The 20,631-nt window shown below is 70.9% G+C and carries 20 protein-coding genes and 1 pseudogene; 11 read left to right on the top strand and 10 right to left on the bottom strand.

Annotated features, from left to right (window positions below; translation table 11 throughout):
- Nucleotides 1–185: 185 nt before the first annotated feature.
- Entirely contained in the window at nt 186–740 is a 555-nt protein-coding gene (locus tag ACFYNO_RS39800) for a hypothetical protein (protein ID WP_388023291.1), read from the bottom strand.
- Between the two features lie 862 nt (nt 741–1,602).
- Between ACFYNO_RS39800 and ACFYNO_RS39795 the strand changes: the two genes are divergently transcribed.
- The gene (locus ACFYNO_RS39795; RefSeq protein WP_388023317.1) at nt 1,603–2,163 is read left to right on the top strand and encodes a GNAT family N-acetyltransferase; all 561 of its coding nucleotides are present in this window, start codon (nt 1,603–1,605) and stop codon (nt 2,161–2,163) included.
- Nucleotides 2,164–2,328: 165 nt separating this feature from the next.
- On the opposite strand, the gene ACFYNO_RS39790 is transcribed toward ACFYNO_RS39795, so the two are convergent.
- Nucleotides 2,329–2,457, bottom strand: coding sequence for a hypothetical protein (locus tag ACFYNO_RS39790; protein WP_388023288.1), 129 nt, complete (start codon nt 2,455–2,457; stop codon nt 2,329–2,331).
- A 105-nt stretch (nt 2,458–2,562) separates the two neighbouring features.
- On the opposite strand from ACFYNO_RS39790, the gene ACFYNO_RS39785 reads away from it, so the two are divergent.
- Nucleotides 2,563–3,501: a RimK family alpha-L-glutamate ligase gene (locus tag ACFYNO_RS39785; protein ID WP_388023286.1), complete on the top strand. Its 939-nt coding sequence runs from the start codon at nt 2,563–2,565 to the stop codon at nt 3,499–3,501.
- 171 nt (nt 3,502–3,672) lie between these two features.
- On the opposite strand, the gene ACFYNO_RS39780 is transcribed toward ACFYNO_RS39785, so the two are convergent.
- Entirely contained in the window at nt 3,673–4,269 is a 597-nt protein-coding gene (locus ACFYNO_RS39780) for a nucleotidyltransferase family protein (protein WP_388023284.1), read from the bottom strand.
- Between the two features lie 328 nt (nt 4,270–4,597).
- On the opposite strand from ACFYNO_RS39780, the gene ACFYNO_RS39775 reads away from it, so the two are divergent.
- Nucleotides 4,598–5,158: a hypothetical protein gene (locus ACFYNO_RS39775; protein ID WP_388023282.1), complete on the top strand. Its 561-nt coding sequence runs from the start codon at nt 4,598–4,600 to the stop codon at nt 5,156–5,158.
- A gap of 238 nt (nt 5,159–5,396) precedes the next feature.
- On the opposite strand, the gene ACFYNO_RS39770 is transcribed toward ACFYNO_RS39775, so the two are convergent.
- On the bottom strand, nt 5,397–5,636 hold the full coding sequence (locus tag ACFYNO_RS39770; RefSeq protein WP_388023279.1) for a hypothetical protein: 240 nt from the start codon (nt 5,634–5,636) through the stop codon (nt 5,397–5,399).
- 295 nt (nt 5,637–5,931) lie between these two features.
- Here ACFYNO_RS39770 and ACFYNO_RS39765 point away from each other — a divergent pair, with 295 nt between their 5' ends.
- Nucleotides 5,932–6,096, top strand: coding sequence for a hypothetical protein (locus ACFYNO_RS39765; RefSeq protein WP_388023277.1), 165 nt, complete (start codon nt 5,932–5,934; stop codon nt 6,094–6,096).
- 83 nt (nt 6,097–6,179) lie between these two features.
- Here the strand turns inward: ACFYNO_RS39765 and ACFYNO_RS39760 are convergent, their stop codons facing one another.
- Nucleotides 6,180–7,271, bottom strand: a complete 1,092-nt coding sequence (locus ACFYNO_RS39760; RefSeq protein WP_388023276.1) for a phosphotransferase family protein — start codon at nt 7,269–7,271, stop codon at nt 6,180–6,182.
- 757 nt (nt 7,272–8,028) lie between these two features.
- Between ACFYNO_RS39760 and ACFYNO_RS39755 the strand changes: the two genes are divergently transcribed.
- Entirely contained in the window at nt 8,029–8,217 is a 189-nt protein-coding gene (locus ACFYNO_RS39755) for a hypothetical protein (protein WP_388023273.1), read from the top strand.
- 601 nt (nt 8,218–8,818) lie between these two features.
- Here the strand turns inward: ACFYNO_RS39755 and ACFYNO_RS39750 are convergent.
- Both ACFYNO_RS39750 and ACFYNO_RS39745 read right to left on the bottom strand, forming a co-directional pair.
- Complete coding sequence (locus ACFYNO_RS39750) at nt 8,819–9,052, bottom strand: hypothetical protein (RefSeq protein ID WP_388023272.1); 234 nt, start codon at nt 9,050–9,052, stop codon at nt 8,819–8,821.
- Between the two features lie 35 nt (nt 9,053–9,087).
- A pseudogene (locus ACFYNO_RS39745) lies at nt 9,088–9,363 on the bottom strand (transposase); the annotation flags it as partial.
- A 186-nt stretch (nt 9,364–9,549) separates the two neighbouring features.
- On the opposite strand from ACFYNO_RS39745, the gene ACFYNO_RS39740 reads away from it, so the two are divergent.
- The 4 genes from ACFYNO_RS39740 (at nt 9,550) to ACFYNO_RS39725 (ending at nt 14,859) form a co-directional block, all read left to right on the top strand.
- Nucleotides 9,550–10,659 carry a glutamate--cysteine ligase gene (locus tag ACFYNO_RS39740; RefSeq protein ID WP_388023270.1) on the top strand — a complete coding sequence of 370 codons (1,110 nt, stop codon included), beginning with the start codon at nt 9,550–9,552 and terminating at the stop codon, nt 10,657–10,659.
- A gap of 6 nt (nt 10,660–10,665) precedes the next feature.
- Nucleotides 10,666–12,450 carry an N-acetylglutaminylglutamine amidotransferase gene (locus ACFYNO_RS39735; protein WP_388023268.1) on the top strand — a complete coding sequence of 595 codons (1,785 nt, stop codon included), beginning with the start codon at nt 10,666–10,668 and terminating at the stop codon, nt 12,448–12,450.
- A 13-nt stretch (nt 12,451–12,463) separates the two neighbouring features.
- Nucleotides 12,464–14,611, top strand: coding sequence for a S9 family peptidase (locus tag ACFYNO_RS39730; protein ID WP_388023265.1), 2,148 nt, complete (start codon nt 12,464–12,466; stop codon nt 14,609–14,611).
- 104 nt (nt 14,612–14,715) lie between these two features.
- Nucleotides 14,716–14,859 carry a hypothetical protein gene (locus ACFYNO_RS39725; RefSeq protein ID WP_388023321.1) on the top strand — a complete coding sequence of 48 codons (144 nt, stop codon included), beginning with the start codon at nt 14,716–14,718 and terminating at the stop codon, nt 14,857–14,859.
- A gap of 267 nt (nt 14,860–15,126) precedes the next feature.
- Here ACFYNO_RS39725 and ACFYNO_RS39720 read toward each other — a convergent pair whose 3' ends face one another.
- Nucleotides 15,127–15,426: a hypothetical protein gene (locus ACFYNO_RS39720; RefSeq protein ID WP_388023263.1), complete on the bottom strand. Its 300-nt coding sequence runs from the start codon at nt 15,424–15,426 to the stop codon at nt 15,127–15,129.
- Complete coding sequence (locus ACFYNO_RS39715; protein WP_388023260.1) at nt 15,423–16,055, bottom strand: hypothetical protein; 633 nt, start codon at nt 16,053–16,055, stop codon at nt 15,423–15,425. The genes ACFYNO_RS39720 and ACFYNO_RS39715 overlap by 4 nt, the downstream gene beginning before the upstream one ends.
- A 552-nt stretch (nt 16,056–16,607) precedes the next feature.
- On the opposite strand from ACFYNO_RS39715, the gene ACFYNO_RS39710 reads away from it, so the two are divergent.
- Both ACFYNO_RS39710 and ACFYNO_RS39705 read left to right on the top strand, forming a co-directional pair.
- The gene (locus ACFYNO_RS39710; protein ID WP_388023257.1) at nt 16,608–18,398 is read left to right on the top strand and encodes an amidohydrolase; all 1,791 of its coding nucleotides are present in this window, start codon (nt 16,608–16,610) and stop codon (nt 18,396–18,398) included.
- Between the two features lie 92 nt (nt 18,399–18,490).
- On the top strand, nt 18,491–19,966 hold the full coding sequence (locus tag ACFYNO_RS39705) for an APC family permease (protein ID WP_388023256.1): 1,476 nt from the start codon (nt 18,491–18,493) through the stop codon (nt 19,964–19,966).
- 37 nt (nt 19,967–20,003) lie between these two features.
- Here the strand turns inward: ACFYNO_RS39705 and ACFYNO_RS39700 are convergent, their stop codons facing one another.
- Nucleotides 20,004–20,369, bottom strand: a complete 366-nt coding sequence (locus ACFYNO_RS39700) for a transposase (protein ID WP_388023255.1) — start codon at nt 20,367–20,369, stop codon at nt 20,004–20,006.
- Between the last annotated feature and the right edge of the window lie 262 nt (nt 20,370–20,631).

Genomic DNA, 20,631 nt, shown 5'->3' with positions numbered 1-20,631 from the left:
CCGGGCCGACCTGCGAGCAGAGCCACCGCCCTCGTGGATGTGGATGACCTGGTCCCCGGTCAGGACGGAGCCGTAGTTGTCTCCCCCGATCGCGGCGGCCCGCTCCGTGGTCGCATGGACCCCTGCGGAGCGCGCGGTGTCCGGGGAAGGCGGCAGCTCCTGGCTCCGCCTGCCCCAGGGCCGTCTCACGGGCGTCGGCCCTCGGAGTGGTCGCCGGTGGACAGCGGGCCGGAGTTGTCCCCGCCGATGGCGATCGCGCGATCCCCTCGCGCGGCCACCGTCTTCGCGGCTGGCGGCGTGTTCTCGGCTGCCGACGTGTTCGACTGCGGGGACGTGTTCGCCTGCCGGGATGCGGGCCGCGCGGCGGCGGGTTCCTCGGCCGCGGCCTGACCGGGGGCCGCCGGTACCGCATCGCCCGTGGTGTCGCCGGTGATGACGTCGCCCCTGTTGCCTCCCCCGATGGCGACGGCGCGCGGGCCGGAAGCCTGGACCGCGAGGCCGGGTGCCTGGACCGCGGGGCCGGGGACCGGGCCTTCCTCCCTGGGGCGGGTGGCGAAGCCGTGCCCCCACAGGGCCGCCAGCGCGGCCAGCGCCACACCGAGAGCGGAGGCCACCGCCCAGCGGCTCGCCGGGTCCGCCAACACTCCGGGCAGCGCCACGGCTCCGCACAGCCAGGTCGGCACCGCGAAGGCCGCGACCGTCACCGCCCCTGCCACCACCCATCGGGCATCTCGTTGCACGCCGCCCCCTCAGTCCGCGGTCTTCCTGCCGACTACCACGATGACACCAACTCCCCCTCTCCGGTGCCCTTCTCACACACAGTTCATCCACCGGGAGGCTGGCTAGGGCTACGGCAACGACTGCGGCTACGGCTACGGCTGCGGCTGCGGCTGCGGCTGCGGGGCGGGGACGGCCGCGGATGTCCGCGCCCTGGGTCTTCGCGCTTCATGAAGTACGAGAAGGCCGACCTGTGGCTTTCCGATGGTGATGGGTGCGTTCCCGCTGGTCAGCCATAGTGCCGGTATCTCGGTGGCGGAGACGGGGTGCCGTGTCGTCTCCTCGGTGGAGGTGCCGGATGCCGTCAGTGATGGGACTGCTGGAGGAGCGCGAGCGGGTGCCGGGCAGCGAGTGGAGGTTCTGCGGGCCGAGCTGCAGGAGGCCGAGGCCGCGTGGGGGCAGTTCGTGATTGCACGTCAGACAGTGGCCGAAGTTCTGGCGGAACCGCCTGTGGGCGAAGAGGCCCCGTCGGCCGGGGCGGCCGGTGAACGGGCTGCGCGGGTCGCCGGGGCGGGGTCCGGATCGGTGGTGCCCGTCTGGAGAAGGGTCTCGATCCGGGTGCGCTGGCGCCGGCACGGGGAACACCTCTCACTTCACCGGGACGCCACCGAGCTCCCGCACAGACCGAGGGCCCCGCGGACAGCTGACTGTAGTTACGCCGAAAGCCGGCCGGCCGAAGCCTCTCGGTCCGTGACGGCGGGCCCACCGACGAAGGAAACCCGCTTGCCGATCCACGGCACCTCGGACATGCTCATCCTGTGATCACCACACCCTGCAGCCGCCGACCGACTCTCACGCCTGCAGAGGACCACGATCTTGAACTACATGATTCGCGAGTACACACCTGCTGACGAGACCTCCTGGCTGCGTTGCCGGGTGCTCGCCTTCCTGGACACGTCCTTCTACGACGCCGTCGTCCCGTCCAAGCCCGCAATCGGGGCGTCTGGCCTCGAGCTCGTCGTGGTCGACGAGACCGGTTCCGTGGTCGGGATCATGGACACGGGCATCGAGGGCGAACTGGCCACTATCGACACCGTCGCGATCCACCCCGATCACCGGCGCCGCGGTCTGGGACGACAGTTGCTCAAGCGGACCCGCGAGTGGGTTCGCGCCACCGGAGCTACCACGCTGGATGCCTGGACCAGGGACGATGCGGGCACGCTGGCCTGGTATCGCGCGATGGGTTTCGCCGAGAGCGACCACTACCTGCACGTCTACGCCTTCCACTACACCGACCGCGCAGAACCGGGTCGCGCGATATCCGAGGCCCGCCCAGGACTGCGACCGATGCTCGTCTTCCTGCACGCCCCGATGGCGGACGAGGAGCGACTGCGGGGCGAGTTCGCGCGTGTCCACGTCGATCGACGCTTCGCCATGCCGATCTGACGCATCGTGTGACCTATTTCGTCGCCGGCCTCGGCTCACCGCGTAACAGCGACCGGTGGGCCGAGGCCGTTGGACCACCATGATGCCCTGGCCAAGACCCCGGGTCGATGGTGTGGACACGGCGCCGACGGCACCCAACCCCGCCCTCTCCTGCCTCGCGGATGATCACAACGGACACCCCGCGACTGCGCCGAAGCCCTCGCCGGGAAGGATGTCCCGGTAGGTGACCTCCTCGACCAAGTAGAGGATCGTGCCGGTCTGCTGGGTGTTGCGCTCCCAGCAGGAGTCGGCCATGAGGCCGCATCCTCTCGGCCGCTGGGCGGTTTCGGCCAGCGTGTCGCCCGCCTGGCGCACAGGGCCTCCTTGCCGCGAGCGGGCGCACCCCGCTTGCATGGCCACATGCGCCGACGAGATCTCGTACTTCTGACCGATCACAGTTCGACCGAGGGCACCCGGGACGCGATTGCCACCGCCGTGCGGCGGCTGACCGGCCGCGAACCCGTCATGCTGGACGCGCGGCGCTTCATGACGGACGGCCCCGACAACGCCACCAGCGGCTGGATCGAGGACACGGGCGGGGGAACCGTCCGGCTGGAGGCCGAGGGGCGCGCCGTGACCACTGACACGGTGGTCGTCTACGAGATCCCGCCGCACCGGCGCCCCGCCTTCGCCCACTGCCAGCGGCTGCTGCGGGCGTCGGGCGTACGCTCGCTCGGCACCGACGTCGAGGCTTGGCGGACGGCGACCGAGAAGGACCGCACGGTCGAGCGCTTCGCCCGCGACAGCGTGCCGCAGATGCCGACGGTCACGCTCTCCCGGCCGAGCCCGGAGGCCGCCGCCGAAGCCTTCGAACGGCTCGGCGGCGACGTCTGGGCTCGGCCGTGCGTCGGCATGGGCGGCAGCGACGTCTTCCACGTCACCAGCCACGCCCAACTCGTCGCCGCCACACGGCACTACGCGGAACTCGGCGCCGACTGGCTGATCGCCCAGGACGCCCGGAACTTCACCGCCGACGGGCGGCGCCACCAGTACCGGGTGGTCGTCCTCGCCGACCGGGCCATCCGCGCGACGGAGCACCTCCAGGCAGACCCCGACGCCCCCTGCAACGAATGCCAGGGCGCCGTCTCCAGCACCCTGGAGATCGAGGAACTTCCGGCAGGCATCGAGGAGTTGGCCATCCTCGCGACCAAGTCCCTGGGCCTTCCGCTGGCTGGCGTCGACCTCGCCGCCGAGAGCGGCGGTGTGGTCTTCGAGGTCAACGTCCACCCGGCCTTCAACCGCATCCGAGGGGTGGAGCAGGTCGCCATCCCCTACGTCGCGGCGCACCTGCGCCCCTGAGGTGGCCGGCGGGCGATGCCGGGATCAACCCTCGCCCGCCGCACGTCAGACCACCCATGACGACCCTGAACTCGCCGACGCCGAAGCAGCCGTCCTGCTCCTCCCCTTGCTGCTCACCCGCACACCCAGTGGTGCGTGGAGAGTGCAGCTGCGTTCGCGGTCCGAACCGGGTTACGAGGGCCAGTCGAGCACCGTCAACTCGGGCCACTGGTCCCGCCGGCGCGCCGCCTTCGCCTCGTAGACGGCGCGCGGCGCGAGGACGGGGTTGGGCCGCACGACCAGGTTGAAGACATCGGCCGGCCCGTGCGGCTCGTAGACGCGCCAGCGCCCGTCCGGCTCCTGACGGACACCCAGGCAGCAGGTGGTCGCGGCGAAGCTCTCGATCGCCGCCTCCGTGCAGTCGTAGGGCGCACAGGGAACGCCGAACTTCTGCTTGTACCAGAGGTGCACGCGCGCTTCGTTGCGCACCTCGACGTGAACCGGCACCCCGGCGAACGCCTCGCCTGCGGCCCGGATCGCGGAGTCCTCCGCCTCCCAGGACAGGTCGGTGTCGGAGAAGTAGAACAAGTCGTAGTCCTTGATGCCGTGCCCCGGAGGCCGGCCCGTGACCACGTTCCACACCGCCTGGAACAGGCATCCCGCGGTGAGGTGCCACCCGGGGAGGTCGAGGACCACCGCCCGGTCCAGCACCTCCAACAGCACCTCGTTGCGGGCGAGCGTGGACTCCAGGGCGGCGAGCTGCTCATCGAGGGGAAGACGGCCGATCACCAATCATACCTACCACGGGACCGACACCGTGGCGTCAGACCCCGTACGCGTACCCGATCGTCAGTCGCGTCGGCAGGCCCCACTCCGACCGTGCGGGGTGCCCGAAGGCGAAGGGCGTCGCCTCGCGAGGGACGCAGCGCCGCCTCACCGGAAGCCCGACCGGCGCGACGAGCGGTCGCCGAAGTCAAGTGAACCCTGGTGGTTCGCGTCGGAACTGAGCGCACATCAGCTGTTCATCGGCAACTGTCTACCCGCATAGACTCCCATTTGATGGCATGGACACATCCCCCCGACGGACCCCGGTCGGGCCGATCTCCATGGAGCCTCCATGCCTCGTGCCAACCGTCTCGCCAGCACCGCGACGGCTCTCGCCCTCGCCTCGGCCGGCCTCGTCCTGGGCGGCGGCGCCGCCCACGCCGCCACGGCGCCGCACGCGCTCCAGACCGCCGCCGCGTCCTGCTCCCAGGCGTACCTGCCGCTGCCCGACTCCTCCTGCACTCCGGGTGTGACCAATCCCGATGTCACTCCCGACAACATCCAGAGCACCATCTGCGTGTCCGGGTACAGCGGTTCGATCCGCCCGCCGGTCAGCTACACCAACGCGCTGAAGGTCCAGCAGATCGCGGCGTACGGCTACTCGGACACCAACACGGCCGACTACGAAGAGGACCACTTCATCCCGCTCTCGCTCGGCGGCAGCCCCACGGATCCCGGGAACCTGTGGCCGCAGCCCCGCTACAGCGTCAACGGCTACACGTCCGCCGACAAGGACACCGTCGAGTTCACCCTCTACCGAGCCGTCTGCAACGGCACGGTGGACCTCACCTCGGCGCAGAACGCGATAGCCACCGACTGGACCACCGCCGCCTCGGTGCTGGGCCTGGGGTGAAAACGCCACGGCTCCGCCGGGACGGCGCACCACACGACGAGATTCCGCGCAGTGCGGGTACGGAGCGGCCGCCGACGCCCGCAGATTGGTTCCTGACGGGCCACGACATCCCGTGAGTCAACGGCCGCTGACAACCCGCAACCGGGGCGAGGAGGACGCTGCGCTTGAGCACCTGGGCCCGGATGAGCCGGACCGTGGGCGGGATCGGCAGGGTGACGGGGGTACGGCTCCACCGAAGTCACAGTGCCAGGTGGCCGAGCTCGGCGGCCTGGACGAGCTTGTCGAGGGACCACGCCTTCGTGCCCCGGTCCACCTCGATGCTGATCGGCCGTCCGGTGCCGGAGCGGTGCCGCAGCTGCACGTCGAGGCGCCCGGTCCGCCCCCGCCGGGTGGCGGTGGGCAGGTTGACCTCCCACTGGACCTCGTATCCCTGGTCGATGGCCCAAGCGGCCGCCGAGTTGGTGAAGAAGGCGGTCACCTGGGGGGGTGGACAGGTCAGTGACCTGCTGGCGGTTGAGCCAAGCCCGCAGCGAGTTGGCGGCCGCGTCGAGCCCGGCTTCTGACATGAGCGACAGTCTGCCCTGCGAGCCTGACAGCTCGTCACGCCCTTGGCTGACTCGCGGCCGGCGGCGGGCGCCAGCTCCGGGATGATTCTGGGCGCCATCCGAGGACATCCTTGCGTCCGCACCAGGTGGAGGCGCTGTAGGTGATCGTGCGGGGGCCTGACGCCACGTCCGGGGCGCGGTGCGCCGCCGCAGGGGGTGACGGCGCAAGTGGCAATGGGGTCGGGCAAGTTCCGCTCGGTGCTGCTCAGCGCCGTCCACGGGCCGCACCACGTGCTCGGCACCAAGGTCGTCGCGGCTGACCACCACCGGCCAGCACCGGACCGCGGCGCGCAGGGCCTCGCGATCCGTTCGACCAGCGCAGTGCGTTCGTGAAGCTGTGACCAGCGCTGTTGGCGAGCTTGAGCTGGTTGGCGGGCGGGGCGCGCGGCGCGTCTGGTCCGCGTTGTGCCGTGTGGTCATGCAGCGCAGTGCTGCCGCAGTGCGTCCAGCTGAGTGGCCAGGTACTCGCGGCTCCACGCGTAGTGTTCGGGATTGGACGTCCGGAAGCCGCGGGGCTCGCTCTCGATGATCAGGATGAGGCCCAGGTAGACGCGGTAGAGCGCGAGCCGGTGGGCCAGGCCCGGGGTGGACTCCAGCTCACCGCCGGCCTCGCGGTAGCCCGCGACCACCTCGCTGTCCTCGCCCGCGGCACCGCCGAACTCCAGGGATACCAGCTCGGCCGCCGGATCGCCGAAAAACGCCCTTTCGTGGTCGATCAGTCCAGTAATTCGTGTGCCGTCGTGGAAGACGTTGCCGGGCCATAGGTCGAAGTGGACGAGGCGTGGCTCGGCCACCTCCGCCAGCCGCTCCTGAGAGGCGGCCACCAGGGCCGTGAATTCCTTTGTGGGCGCTCCGAGTTCGGCTCCGAAGCGCTCGGCGTCCGTCAACAGGGCGGCCGTCATCAGGCTGAAGGCGGCGGGCCAGTCATCCGCCTGAAGGGAGGACTCGGGTGCGGGGTAGCCAAAGCTCCCGTCCGGGGACGGGATCGCGTTGATCAGGGCCGCCAGCTGCCCCAACTCACGGCGCAACAGCTCGGGTCGGTGCGGTTGCGTCTGGTCCCAGGGGCTGCCGTCGAGCCAGGACAGCACCAGGTGGTCCACACCGGCACACAGCAACCGCGGTGTCGGCACCCTGGCCCCGGCCGCACTGTCGAGCAGCCGGTAGACGGCTGCCTCGGTGCCGAGGATGCCGCGCTCATAGCGGAGCACCGGCACGTCCGCGGGCGGGGCGATCTTGACCAGGACGCTCCGGCCGTCGAAGAGCCGGACGCGGTACGCGGTGTTGAACGTCCCGCCAGTCAATTCCCGCTCCAGCCGACCGCCCTGGCCCAGCGAGCAGTGCAGCAGCGCGTCCAGGGCGGCGGCGTCCAGACGCCGCTTGCTCAGGCTCTCCACGTCGCACACCTTAACAAGGGGCGGGCGCCCGACACCCGGCAGGAAATCCACCCTCAGGTCGAGCCGGTCCAGGACCTCTCCGTCGGCGCGCACCCGGAAGGCGGCCTTGGCCATCGGCAGGTTGTAGACGTCGTCCCGTCCCCGGAGGGCGTCCAACAGCCGCTCGGAGTCACTATCAGCAGCGGATCGCCGTCATCCCCAACCAGGACTCTCGTATCAGCTGGCCGGTCCTCGACTGGCCTGGCTGGGTCATGGCGCGGATCGGTCCCAGCTCGTAGGTGATGCGGCGCAGCCCGGCCTTCAACCCGCGGCGCCGGATCCTGGGGCAGATCGTACGCGAAGTGGCCCGGGACGGGTACACAGCGGCGTCGCTCTCCTCGTCCTGCTCCGGAAGTAGAACCCGGCCTCGAGCACGGGAAGCTGCAGCCGGCCCTTCGCGGGGTCCCACGCCAGCGTTGGACGGCGTCGCCGCACGCACCGCGGCCCGCTCCGCCGGCTGGATGCGCAGTGGCAGCAGCTCACGCTCCGCCCATGTCCTCGGCCGCGCACCACACCGTGACGCGCCTCGTGACGTGTCTCGGGCCCGGTGCGACCTGGTGGACCAACCGGGAGGGTAACTCCTGGAATCCCGTGACCGCCTCACGTTCGATGGCGTGGTTGCTGGAAGCAATGGCGAGCTCTTCGCGATTCTGCTCCAGGTTGGCGAGGACTGAGCCGGAGATCGAAGTCGCCCTCGACGCGTGGGTCGGACAGGACAACCAGGCCGACGCGAGGTTCGAGACGAACCGACAACAAGAGTTCGATTTGAGTAGTTGTCACCAGAGCCTGTGGTGCGTCGGCCGGCGCCGGCGCGGAATTCGGGCATGCCGAGGTGGACGGTGGACGGTTGGGCTGCCCGGTCGCGCATGGCCGCCAGCTTCTGTACGGCGGCGGCCATGGTGGTCTCGATGGCGGCGACCTCGCCGAGCCAGCCCTGATCCCTGGCTTCCTGGAGGCGGCCGACGAGGTTGGCGTGGATCTCCTGGAGGCGTGGCATCTGGGCTGGGTCCACGAGGAGTAAGGAGCACCTGACGCAGGCGTTTTCATGCGCAACTCGGTGATCCGCTGGTCGCGGACGTCGGCGAAGCGGTGCTGCCGCTGGCCTACCAGCGCATGCCGAGTGCGTCGAGTGCGGCGATGCATTCGGGCGTGATGCCGCCGTTCTTGACGCCGCTGCGCAGCTGGCGCTGGTGGAGGATCCAGTGGCCGAGCTTCGTACCGTCTGGGCGAGGAAGTCGTGCGGCACGTCGGCCGGTAGCGCCAGAGTGATCTTGCCGGGCAGTCGCGGCTCGCCCCCGAGGGCGAGGTCGCTGCGGCGGGCATCCAGGGTTCTGGCCAGAATCCCGCGGAACGCAGTGGTGCGGGATCAGTTACCCGCAGGTCACTGGCTACTTTCGGGCCTTCTGGGCTCCGGTCGGCCGATCCTAGGTTCACGGCATGAGCACCTTCCGCACCGGAGCCTGCCGCCCGCGCCTGAGGGCCACTGCCCGGGCACACCCCCGGATCAGGCACGTCCACCTCACGCATACCTGCTCTTGCTCGCGCCGTACTGGGCGCACCCCTGTGGGGCGGGGTAGGGGTGCCCGGTGAGCGGCTTCGCAGACAACCAATCGCGGTCCTGCTCAGGCATCCGGGCCGCCAGCGTCCAGCGGAGCGGCGGCCCGCTCGACCGCCGCCGCGATCCGGGTCCGCCGCCGCTGCGAGGCGGTCAGGCGGCCGGTGCGCAGGTCGCGGGCGGCGCCGACCAGGCGGGCGGCCATCGCGGTGACGTCGCGGGCGGTGATCGCGGCGGCCACCTCGCGGGCGGCCAGCCCGGTCGCGTCGGCCTCCAGGATCGTCTTCAGCGCGCTGCTCATCAGGGCGCGCTCGGCTCCCCGGCGGTCGGCGACCGCCTGGCCAGGACACCGCCGCGGCTATTGCCGCTGCCCGCGCCGACCCGGTCGTGCTTCTCGTAGCCGAGGTGGTCGGTGGTCTCGCTCTCCAGGGCGGACTCCAGCACGCGCTTGGTCAGCTGCTGCGCCAGCCCGCCCTCGCCGGTCAACTGCAGCCCGCTCGCGCGGGCCCGGTCAACCAGCTGCCCGATCGACTGCTCGTCCAACCGGTCCGCCGGCAGCTCGAGCGGCCGGACCTCCTCAACAGCTTCCACAGAGACAGTCACGTCGCTCATCAGGTGCTCTTCGTTGATCGGGAGATACAGCCGGTCACCGTACAGACCCGTTCCTGATGCGGGGCAAGAGCCGCAGTGGCAGCTTGGTCCTTCGGGGGTGTTACGCCGAGTGGAGCGGCGGCCGGCTGGGTCGGTGATTGCGGTGGCGCGGGCCGCTGGTTCGGAGGTGACCGGATGGGTGTGTCGGTGGGAGTCGAGGAAGAGTTCCACGTCGTCGACCTGGGCAGTCGCGTGCTGGTAGCGCGGGCCCACGAGGTACTGGAGAGGCTGCCGGAGCGCGGGTTCATCAGTGAGTTCTTGCAGTCGGTCGTCGAGTCCAACAGCGGCGTGCACGTGTCGCTGGACGCGCTGCACGGTGATCTGAGGCGCTCGCGGCAGGTCCTGTCCGAGGCCGCCGCCGGGCTCGGGCTGGCGATCCTCGCGGCGGGGACCGCCCCGTTGGCGCGGGTGGGGGCGGTGGACGCGACCCCGCACCCCCGTTACCTGCACATGGCCGACGAGTACCGCGTGGTGGCCGACGAGCAGCTGATCTGCGGCGTGCAGTTCCACGTGGACGTGCCCGACCGCGACACGGCCGTGCGCGCGATGAGTGTGCTCTCGCCCTGGCTGCCTACGTTGCTGGCGCTGTCCGCGAACTCGCCGTTCTGGCTCGGCCGGGACACCGGTTACGCCAGTTGGCGGACCCTGCTGTGGCAGCGCTGGCCCACCAGCGGGCCGGCCGGCTGCTTCGACTCCGCGGCGGATTACGACGCGGCCGTGGCGGGGCTGGTGCGCTGCGGAGTCATCAGTGACGCCGGGATGGTCTACTACGACGTCCGGCCCTCCGCGAACCGTCGGACGCTGGAGTTGCGGGTCTGCGACGCCTGCCCCCGGGTGGAGACGGTGGTGATGCTCGCCGGTCTGTTCCGGGCGCTGGTGGTGGATGCCTGCGCCGAGGTGCAGGGGACCGACCGCTGCCGGCACACCCGCCCGCAGGTGCTGCGCGCCATGACCTGGCGGGCCGCTCGCTCGGGTCTGGGCGGCGACCTGGTCGACCCGATCACCGGCCGGGCGGTCCCGGCGCGGGTGGCGGTCGGCGCTCTGCTGGCGCGGCTGCGGCCGACGCTGGAGGAGTTCGGCGACTGGGAGCTCGTCTCGGCGGGGGTGCGGGAGAGCCTGGCCCGGGGCGACGTCGCCGACCGGTTACGACGGATCGCCGCCGGCGGGGGCCTGACGTCGGTGGTCGACTTCCTGGTGGCCCAGACCCATGCCCGTCCCACGACGGGAGCCCCTGTTTCAGTGCGTGGACGGAGGTGAGCGGGCATGTGCGGACTGAGCGGTGAGATGCGCTTCGACGGCTGGCGTCCCGACCTGGCGGCCGTGGAGCGGATGACCGACCGGCTGGCGCCCCGTGGCCCGGACGGCCGGGGAATGTGGTCGCAGGGCGCCCTGGCCCTCGGTCACCGGCGGCTGAAGATCATCGATCTGTCGGAGCGCGGTGCCCAGCCGATGACCGACTCCGAGGCGAGACTGACCGGGGTCCTCAACGGGTGTGTCTACAACTACCGTGAGCTGCGGCAGGAGTTGCAGGCACTCGGGCACCGCTTCTTCTCCACGTCCGACACCGAGGTGCTGCTCAAGGCCTACCGGCAGTGGGGGACGGCGTGCGTCAACCACCTGTACGGCATGTTCGCCTTCGCCGTGGCCGAGTTGGACACCGGACGGCTGGTCCTCGCCCGCGACCGCCTCGGGATCAAGCCCCTCTACCTGGAGCGCCGGCCCGGCCTGCTGCGGTTCGCCTCCTCGTTGCCCGCGCTGCTCGCGGGCGGCGGGGTGGACACCTCGCTCGACCTGGCCGCGCTGCACCAGTACCTGAGTCTGCACGGTACGGTCGCCGCGCCACGCACCGTGCTGGCCGGGGTCCGCAAGCTCCCGCCGGCCACCGTGCGGGTCGTGGAGCCGGACGGCCGCCAGCGGGACGAGCGGTACTGGCAGCCGTCCTACCTCCGCCGCCCCGAGCACGCGGGCATGACCGCCGCCGACTGGCGCGACGCCGTGCTCGACGCGCTGCGCACGGCCGTGCGGCGCCGCACGGTGGCGGACGTGCCGATCGGGGTGCTGCTCTCCGGCGGCCTGGACTCCAGCCTGATCGTGGCGCTGCTGGCCGAGTGCGGCCAATACGACCAGGCCACCTTCAGCGTGGGGTTCGAGAGCGAACGCGGGGAGCAGGGCGACGAGTTCCACTACTCCAACCTGGTGGCCCGTCAGTTCGCCACCGACCACCACCAGATCATGGTGCCCTCCGACCGGGTCCAGGCCGCCCTGGACCGGGCCGTGAACGCCATGAGCGAGCCGATGGTCAGCCACGACGTGGTCGCCTTCCATCTGCTGTCGGAACAGGTCTCCAAGCACGTCAGCGTGGTGCAGAGCGGGCAGGGCGCCGACGAGATCTTCGCCGGGTACCGCTGGCATCCTGCCCTGGCCGCCGTGCCGCGTGAGCAGGAGCCGGAGACCTTCATCCGGACCTTCTTCGACCGCCCGCACGCCGAGTTCGCCCGCATCCTGCAGCCCGACTTCCTGCCGGGACACGACGCGTCCAGCGAACTGGTGCGTGCGGACATGGCGGTCGAGGGGGCCGAGACCGCGCTGGATGCGGCCATCCGGCTGGACACCCACGTCCTGATGGTCGACGACCCGGTCAAGCGGGTCGACAACATGACCATGGACTGGGGCCTGGAGGCCCGCGTGCCGTTCCTGGACCACGAACTCGTCGAGCTGGCCGCGGCCTGCCCACCGGAGTTCAAGCTCGCCCACGGGGGCAAGGGGGTCCTCAAGGAAGCCGCCTGGAAGTTGCTGCCGCGCGAGATCGTCGACCGGCCCAAGGGCTACTTCCCGGTGCCGGCGATCCGGCGGATGGCCCCGCCAGTGCTCGACCGGATCACCCAGACCCTCGCGGCTCCGGCGGCCAGATCCCGGGGCGTCTTCCAACAGGCCTACCTGGACGAGCTGCTGGCCGCGCCGGACACCCACCGCACGGCGCGCGGGGCGAACGCCCTGTGGCAGGTGGCCCTGCTGGAGATGTGGCTGCAGTCTCACGGAATCGGCTGACGGGAGGCGCGCCATGGCGGACCGGCAGACGGATCCCGCAGCCCGGGCAGCAGCTCCCCGGGCTGTGGCCCTCCCGGGTGCCCCCGGCTCGCGGGAAGGGCACAGCCCGGTCAGCGCACACGGCTGCTGGTACCCGTCCGCGGACCCCACCGGTGCGCACGTGGCCTTCATCTGCAACCGAGGCGGTGTACCGCAGTTGTGGACGGGAACCGCCGACAGCGACGACGTGCACCTGCTGGACACCGGTCCCGACCCGGTCGTCGAGGTCTCCTGGTCCCCGGACGGTCGCTGGATCGCCTACACCACGGCGCCGGGCGGCGGCGAACTCACCCGAGTGCTCTGCGTCCGGCCGGACGGCAGCGACCGCCGGGTGCTGGCCGGCGCCGCACCGGGCAGCACCGCCTACCTCGGCCGCTGGAGCCGCGACGGTTCGACCCTCGCCATCACCGCCAGCCAGCCGCCGGCGGGACCGCTCCTCGCGGAGCCCGGGGGCACCGCAGCAGCTGGTTCCGCGACATACCCGTCCGAGAGGAGGGACGGGCCGCCGGTGCCGCTCGGCGGCGCGCACTGGGGCCACGTCGGGACACCCGTCACCGGCGCCGCATCGCCGGCCGCACCGCGCCCGCGGTGGCCGGCGTCCGGCGCACTCGAGCCCGAGCCGCATCTCACCGGCGGCGGGCTGGCCGTCTACCTGGCCGATCCGGCCGGCCTGCGGCCGCCCGAGCTCATCGCCACCGAACCCGCCGGTGCGACGCTGCGGCTGTGCGACATCACCGCGGACGGCAGACTCGTCCTGCTGCTGCGCGGACCTCGCGGTGGGCGTGAGGCCGTGCTGCTGCGCACCGCGGACCGCACGAGGGCCTACGCGCTGCCGGTGGCCGACGGCGACCCGTGGATCGGCCGCCTCTCGCCCGACGGTCGGCGGCTCCACCTGCGCAGCGACGCCGAGCGTGAGTTCGCGGCCCTGATCACCGCCGAGCTCGGACCGGACGGAAGCTGTCTGCGCCGTGCCGTGACCGCGCAACGCGAGGACGCCGACCTGGAGTTGCTGTGGATCCCGGACGACGGCCGCAGTGCCGTCCTGGCCTGGAACATGCACGGCCGCACCGAGCTGGAGGCGCTCGCCCTGCCCACCGACGGCGTCAGCAGCGGAAGACAGCTGGGCGATGGGGCCAGCGGCGGCCAACTATCGCCGCGCGCGGTGCCGTTGACGCATGAGGTGGTGACTCGGATCAGCTCGGCGGGCAGCCGGGGACTGGCGCTGGCCGTCGCCGGCTCGCGGCGCCGGCCCGGCATCTGGCACACACCCGACGGTCTGACGCCGCTGCGCACCCCGTGGTCCTCGCGCGACGAGGACGCGGTGGCGCCCGATCAGCACCCGCCGGTCCGGCCCGAGCACCTGCGCCTGCGGGCCGGCGACGGGCTGCCCCTGAGCGGCTGGTACTACCGGGCACCCGGCCGCGAGCCCGACAGCCGGGCGCCGTGCGTCATCCACCTGCACGGCGGCCCGGAACAGCAGGAGCGGCCGGTGTTCGATCCGCTCTACCATGAGCTGCTCGGCCACGGCCTGGACCTCTTCGCCCCCGACGTGCGCGGTTCGCTGGGCGCGGGCCGTTCCTTCGTCGACGCCGACCTCGGCGCCAAGCGGTTCGCCGCGATCAACGACGTAGCGGACTGCGCGAGCCACCTGATCACCCTCGGCCTCGCCGACCCCCGGCGACTGGCCGTGATGGGGCACTCCTACGGCGGGTACCTCACGCTAGCCTCGCTGGTCTGGCATCCGGAGCTGTTCCGCACCGGCGTCTCGGTGTGCGGCATGTCGGACTTCCTGACGTTCTTCGCCGGCACCGAGCCCTGGATCGCGCGCTCGGCCGCCGCCAAGTACGGCCACCCCGAACGCGATCGTGAACTGCTGCGCTCCCTCTCCCCCATGAGCCGGATCGACGCGCTGCGGGTGCCGGTGCTGGCCGTCCACGGCGAGCACGACACCAACGTCCCACCGGGCGAGTCCGAACAGCTGGTCCAAGCGGCCCGCCAGCGGGGCATCCCCGCCGAGTTGCTGATTCTCCCCAACGAGGGCCACGAGTTCCGACGCACCCGCAGCCGCGTCCTGTTCCGCCGCACTGCCGCCACCTGGATCGAGCGCCATCTCGCGGAATGAGAACGCCGCTTGCCACTGGGGCGGGCCGAGCGGTCCCTTGGCGGCGGCGATGGAACACTGGGCTCCCAGGTCCAGCCTCGGGCTTTCACGGCGGCTGCTGTGCGATGGGTGATCGCCCCGGCGAACCGGTCTCGGGCCTGCTGCGACCGGGCAACGCGGGCAGCAACACCGCCGCCGACCACATCGAAGCGGCCGGCACGGCACTGCCCGGCTACCGAGGTTCGACCTGCCGCAGCCGAGCGGCCTGACGCCCCCGATATCCGACGCCTCCCGAAGCACCACCCCAGGCCCGCCCAGCCGTCACCAGTGGAAGGCAACCCAGCCAGCCGTGATAACAACCGGCGTCCACTCTTCACCGCACTTCAGCGCACTTCAGCGCAATGTTTCACCGCTACCTCGGCGCAGCCGTTCACCGCACCCACTCACAACATGCCCCCTGACCAGGCGGACAGACCGCCCCAAGACCCCGTGAACAACAACGCCGAACCACTGAAAAACCACACGCCGATCATCACTCAGCGGATTGCAGGGCGGCGTCGAGGTTTGAAGACAAGCAGGAGGCCACCGGAGACGAGAACAGTCACGCCGGCAAGAACATCGGGACACAGGAGCCAGAAGGCGGGCATCAGCACCCGCCAGACGACAGCAGCCACCCCCGCGGTGGCAAGGACCAGCATGATCCGCCATGGCAGGGCCCACCGGTCGGACGACAGAGCAACCGTCAGGCCGAACACCACATTCGGGACGACGATGAAGCAGAGCACCAAGAACCCCCAGAACAACCAGAAGCCCACGTAGGCCCACCACTGGATCACGCCGCTCCCCCTCCGCTCCCATCAGCACCGTCATCCTGACATATGTATTGAACGTGTTCAATATTGTGGTGCGGCCGGGCAGTCGTCGGGCTATCGCAGCCCGCCGCGCCCAGACCCGGTTGCCCCAGCGGGCGGCAATGGGATCCGCCGCCGCCCAGGTGCCGGCCGGAGACCCCGGCCACCTGGACCCGATCCGGCGCCAGCTCCTCGAAGCCGTCGACCCGTGGTGCTGCCCCGCCTGGCCCATCGTGTGGCAGCGCGCCTACGCCGCCACACGGATGTGGTGGTGGCTGGCGTTGGATGGTCAGGTCGACCGGCCCGCCCTGCCATTGGAGACGGTGTTCGAGGGCGAGCAGCTCGGCCGATAGATCCGCGAGCAGCGCGCCGGCTTCGCCGACCTTGCCGAGGAGCAGCAGGAGCTGCTGGCCGCGCTCGGGATCGAGGCCGACCCCGAGCTGGCCGCCGAGAAGGCGGCCGCCGCCGCGAGGCCGGTGCGCACGCGGGCGGACCGGTTCGGCCAGCACCTGGCCGCGCTCGCCCAGTTCGTCGCCCGGGAAGGCCACGCAAAGGTGCCCCGCCCCCACGAGGAGCAGCTGCTGCGGCTCGGAAGGCGGCCCGCCCATGTTCATGGCGTGTCGGCTCCTGTTGCCTGCTGCGTGATCTTGTACAGCTCGAAGCTGTCCAACAACCGTTCGAGTAGCGGCGGAGAGATCCCGGCCGGGCTGGCCGACTCCCGCGGTCCCGTCAGCGCCGATGCGATGACGCCGCCGCATGCCCGTTTCCGTCCTCCGGGGGGCGCGGCGAGCCACTGCCCTGCCGGCGTGAGCGGCACAGGGCGCAATTCCCGGTCGTCGCGCAGAAGCGCGCAGGGGACGCCACTCTGACGGCGCGTCAGGACGATGACTGCCTGGGCGTGTTCGCAGTCCTCGGCCCCGTCGCCCGCAGGAGGTTCGGCGACGACACCGACGTCACGGGTATCGGTACCGGCAGGCCCTGACCTCAAGGGCCGCAGGAGCACCCCTATCGGCAGCACGAACAGCGACCGCACATGGCGCCCGCATCTCAGCCGGCGGGGAGGGCGCCCGGGAGGGCCGTACGACCACTCCCGGTGAGCTGCAGAAGGCAACACATCATCACCGAATCCGGCCCTCCCGGGTCGACCAACACCTTACGGAGGCACCGTGGAACATCAGCTCGCACGTCGTACCGTTCTGGCCGGCATGGCCGCCGCCACGGCAACGGCCGCGCTCACGTTCGCCACCCCCGCCGAGGCGTCGGCGACGGCCGATCTGGTGCTCCACAACGGCTATGTGTGGACGGTCGATGGCCGTGACAGCATCCAGAAGGCGGTCGCGATCCGCGCCGGACGGATCATCTACGTCGGGACGGACAGCGGTGCCTTCCCGTACGTCGGCACCGGCACCGAGGTGGTCGATCTCGGCGGGCGGATGCTCATGCCCGGCCTGCACGACGGCCACCTCCACAGCCTGACCGGTGGCAGCAGCCTGGTGGGCCTGAACGTCCGCTACGAATCGCTGACGGTCCCCCGGTTCCTCGAGATCATCTCCGACTACCTGGCCCGGACCGCCTCCGCCGAACCCGACGGCTGGGCGACAGGCCAGAACTGGTACCTCCAGGCGATGCAGCCAGCAGGTGTCCGCGTGACCCGCAAGGACTTGGACCAGCTCACGACCCGCCGCCCCATCGCCATCACCTCCAGTGACTACCACACCACGGTGGTCAACAGCAGGGCCCTCGCCCTGGCCGGGGTCACCCGCGACACCCCTGACCCGCCCGGCGGCGTCATCGAACACGATGCGCTCGGCGAGCCCACGGGCGTCCTTCAGGACGCCGCCGGCGAGCGGGTGACCGGACTCATCCCGCCGACCACTGATGCGGAGAACACCCGTTACGCCAAGGCCGCGCTCGCGGCGCTGGCCGCCCAGGGCGGCACGACCTTCATGGAGGCGGGCGCCGGCGAGGAGACACTCCGCGTCTACACCGCGCTGGCCACCCAGGGCGCGCTGACCGCCCGAGCCCACATTGCGCTGCTGGTGGGGCTGGACGACCGAGACCCGCTGCCTCGATTGAAGCAACTACGTGCCACGTACGACACCGAGATCGCCAAGCCGCGTGCGGACGTTCACGTGCACAACATCAAGGTGTTCTTGGACGGTGTCCTCCAGTCGCCGGCGCAGACCGCCGCCGTACTCGAGCCCTACCTCGTCGACGACGGCCACGGCCACATGGTCCCGGGCACCCACACCGGCCGTGTGTACTGGCCCGAGGATCAGCTCACCACGTTCCTCGTCGCGGCCGCAGCCGCCAGGTTCGATCCGCACGCACACGCCATCGGCGACCGCGCGGTACGCGTCGCGCTCAACGCCTACGAGGCCATCCGCCGGGCCGGGCACCGGAGCGCCCGGCCGACCGTCGCCCACGCCGAGCTCGTCTCCCCCGCCGACCTCCCACGGTTCCAGCGGTTGGGCGTCGTGGCATCCATGGGGTTCCACTGGGCCAAGCCGGGCCCGGACTCGACGGACTCCGTCGAGCCCCACCTCGGTCCCGAACGCCTCGTCAACTACGAGCCCGAGGGCGCCATCCTCAGGGACGGCGGCACAATCTCGCTCGGCAGCGACTGGCCCGTCGACCCGCTGAACCACTGGGAAGCGCTGCGCGTCGTCATCAGCCGTACAGCGGCTACCGGCAGTCCGTACGCCAAGTACGGCGTGATGACCCCGAGCCAGCGGCTGCTCCGCCGCGCCGCCATTCGCGCCGCCACGATGAACGCCGCCTTCCAGCTCCGCCAGGACCATGAGACCGGCTCTGTCGAGGTCGGCAAACTGGCCGACCTGATCGTCCTCGACCGCAACATCCTCAAGGTTCCGGCACAGGACATCGGCAACACGAACGTCCTGCTCACCCTTGTCGGCGGCACTCCCGTGCACGGCTCCTACTCGGTGCTCGCCTAGACACTTGCGCCTCCTCCGGACGCGCGCTCCTTTTCCCGCTCACAGTCTGCCCCCTATGCTCCGGGCCACAGCCCGAACAAGTCGAGGTGTCAATGAGCAGTTCCCAGTCCCCGCTCGCTCCCGAGCCCGAGGTCGGCCTGCGCGCCAACGTTCTGGGCCGTTTCGACAGCATGGTGATGGCCGTCGCGGGAAGTGCGCCCGCGTACTCCCTGGCCTCCTCGACCACGCTGCTGATCGGAGCGGCCGGACTCTACAGCCCGGCGGCCCTGCTCTGGTGCGCGATACCGATGCTCGGTATCGCCTGGGCCTTCAACTACCTGGGCCGCCTGGACGTCAACGCGGGAGCAAGCTACTCCTGGGTCGGCCGGGCTCTGCATCCGTCGCTGGGCTTCATCGCAGGCTGGTCACTGGTCGTCTCGGCTCTGATCTTCATGGTGGCGGGTTCGCTGCCGGCCGGCCAGTACACCCTGTCACTATTCTCCCCGAATGCCGCCGCCAACACGTGGGCCTGCGTCGGGGTAGGTGCGGCAGCCTTCCTGACCATGGCGCTCCTGGTCCTGTTGGGTGCGCGGATCACCGCGCACGCCCAGTGGATCATGACCGGGATCGAAGTGGTACTCCTCGTCGTCCTCGGTGTCACCGCCCTCTTCCACGGCGGCTCAGGGGCACACTTCCAGTGGTCCTGGCTCTGGGGTTTCGGTCACTTCGGTGGCATGAGTGGCTTTGCCGGTGCCGCGCTGATCGCCGCCTTCTACTTCTGGGGCTGGGACGTCACCGCCAATCTCAGCGAGGAGACCAGCAACAGCAAGAGGAACTCCGGACTCGGCGGCCTGGTCGGAGTCCTGGGCGTGTTCGTCGTCTTCGAGCTGTTCACCATCGTGACGAACATGCTCATCGACCAGAAGGACATCACCCCTAGCACTCCCGTGATGACCGTCATCGGCGATGCGGTGGGCCATGGGTGGGGCGGCAAGGCGCTGGTCCTCGCGGTGGTGCTGTCCACCGTCGCCACCCTGGAGACCACACTGATCCAGGTGACCCGCTCGCTCTTCGCGATGGGCCGTGACCACACTCTGCCGGCCATCTTCGGCCGCACACACCACCGTTGGCGCACCCCGTGGTTCGCGATCCTGGTGATCGCCGTCGTATCGCTGGCCCTGTTCGTAGCTGCGGCCACCATCGGTTCGGTGGGTACCATCATGGGCGACGCGGTCGCCGCAATCGGACTGCAGATCTGCATCTACTACGCGCTGGCCGGCATCGCCGTCGTGGTCGCCTACCGCAAGGTGGTCTTCAAGTCCCTGTCCAACGCGGTCTTCGTCGGTCTCTGGCCGGGGATCGGTGCCGCATTCATGGTCTTCGTCTTCGTCGAGGCCATCCCGACGCTGACCACCCGTCGGCTCGCCATCGGTCTCGGCGCGGTCGCCATCGGCCTGCTGCCACTGGCCTGGTACTGGTACAAGGGCAGCGCGTTCTACACCGATCCGCCCGCACGTCTGAACGCCGCACTCATGCCCGAACAGGCTTCTGGCCCGAATCCGCAGGTAGTGATGGAGACTGGTAGCTGATCTGGCGGCAGGTGCGCTTTCGGTTTGAGAAGATCGCCTACACCGTGACCAGCACTCCAAGGGCTCGGCAGGCGGTCGTCTGCGGGACGCCGTGCTCGGTCCTCTGGTCGGCGATGAAGCCCGCTTGAGGACATTCGCGCTCCATCCCGAGCTCAGCGATCTCTTGGCGCCGCCGGGCGTTCTCATCCCGCAGCCGGCGCAGCTCGTCGCGCGCGGACTCGCTCAAGCAACCCGCCGCCTCCGCGTCCGCCCGGGTCCGGGCGCGGTGGACCCAGTTCTGCAGCGTGCCCGGCTGCACGCCCAGGTCCCGCGCGACCTCCGCGGCCGACTTCCCGGTCTCTGTCACTTTCCGCACCGCACCCTCGCGGAACTCCGCGTCGTAGGAGCGCCTCTTCCCCGCCATGACCCTCACCTTCGCCTCTGGTCACGACCTCCACGCTACGAGGGGAATGTCATGGTCGAGCTTGAACGGGCTGCGATGGTGCCACACCTATGCTTTGGCGGCTGCCGAGCTGATGTCGCGTCAGGTCGAGCCGTGGGGGGGGGGGGGGGGGGGGCCCCCCCCCCCCCCGGGGGGGGGGGGCCGGGGGGGGGGGGGGGGGGGGGGGGGGCCCCCCCCCCCCGCCCGGCGGGGGGGGCCCGAGACACTGGGGGGGGGGGCGGGG

This window comes from Kitasatospora sp. NPDC006697 (assembly GCF_042869935.1).
Lineage (GTDB): Bacteria > Actinomycetota > Actinomycetes > Streptomycetales > Streptomycetaceae > Kitasatospora.
Note: the sequence above shows the minus strand (reverse complement) of the source record. Positions and strands in the feature narration are given on the sequence as shown.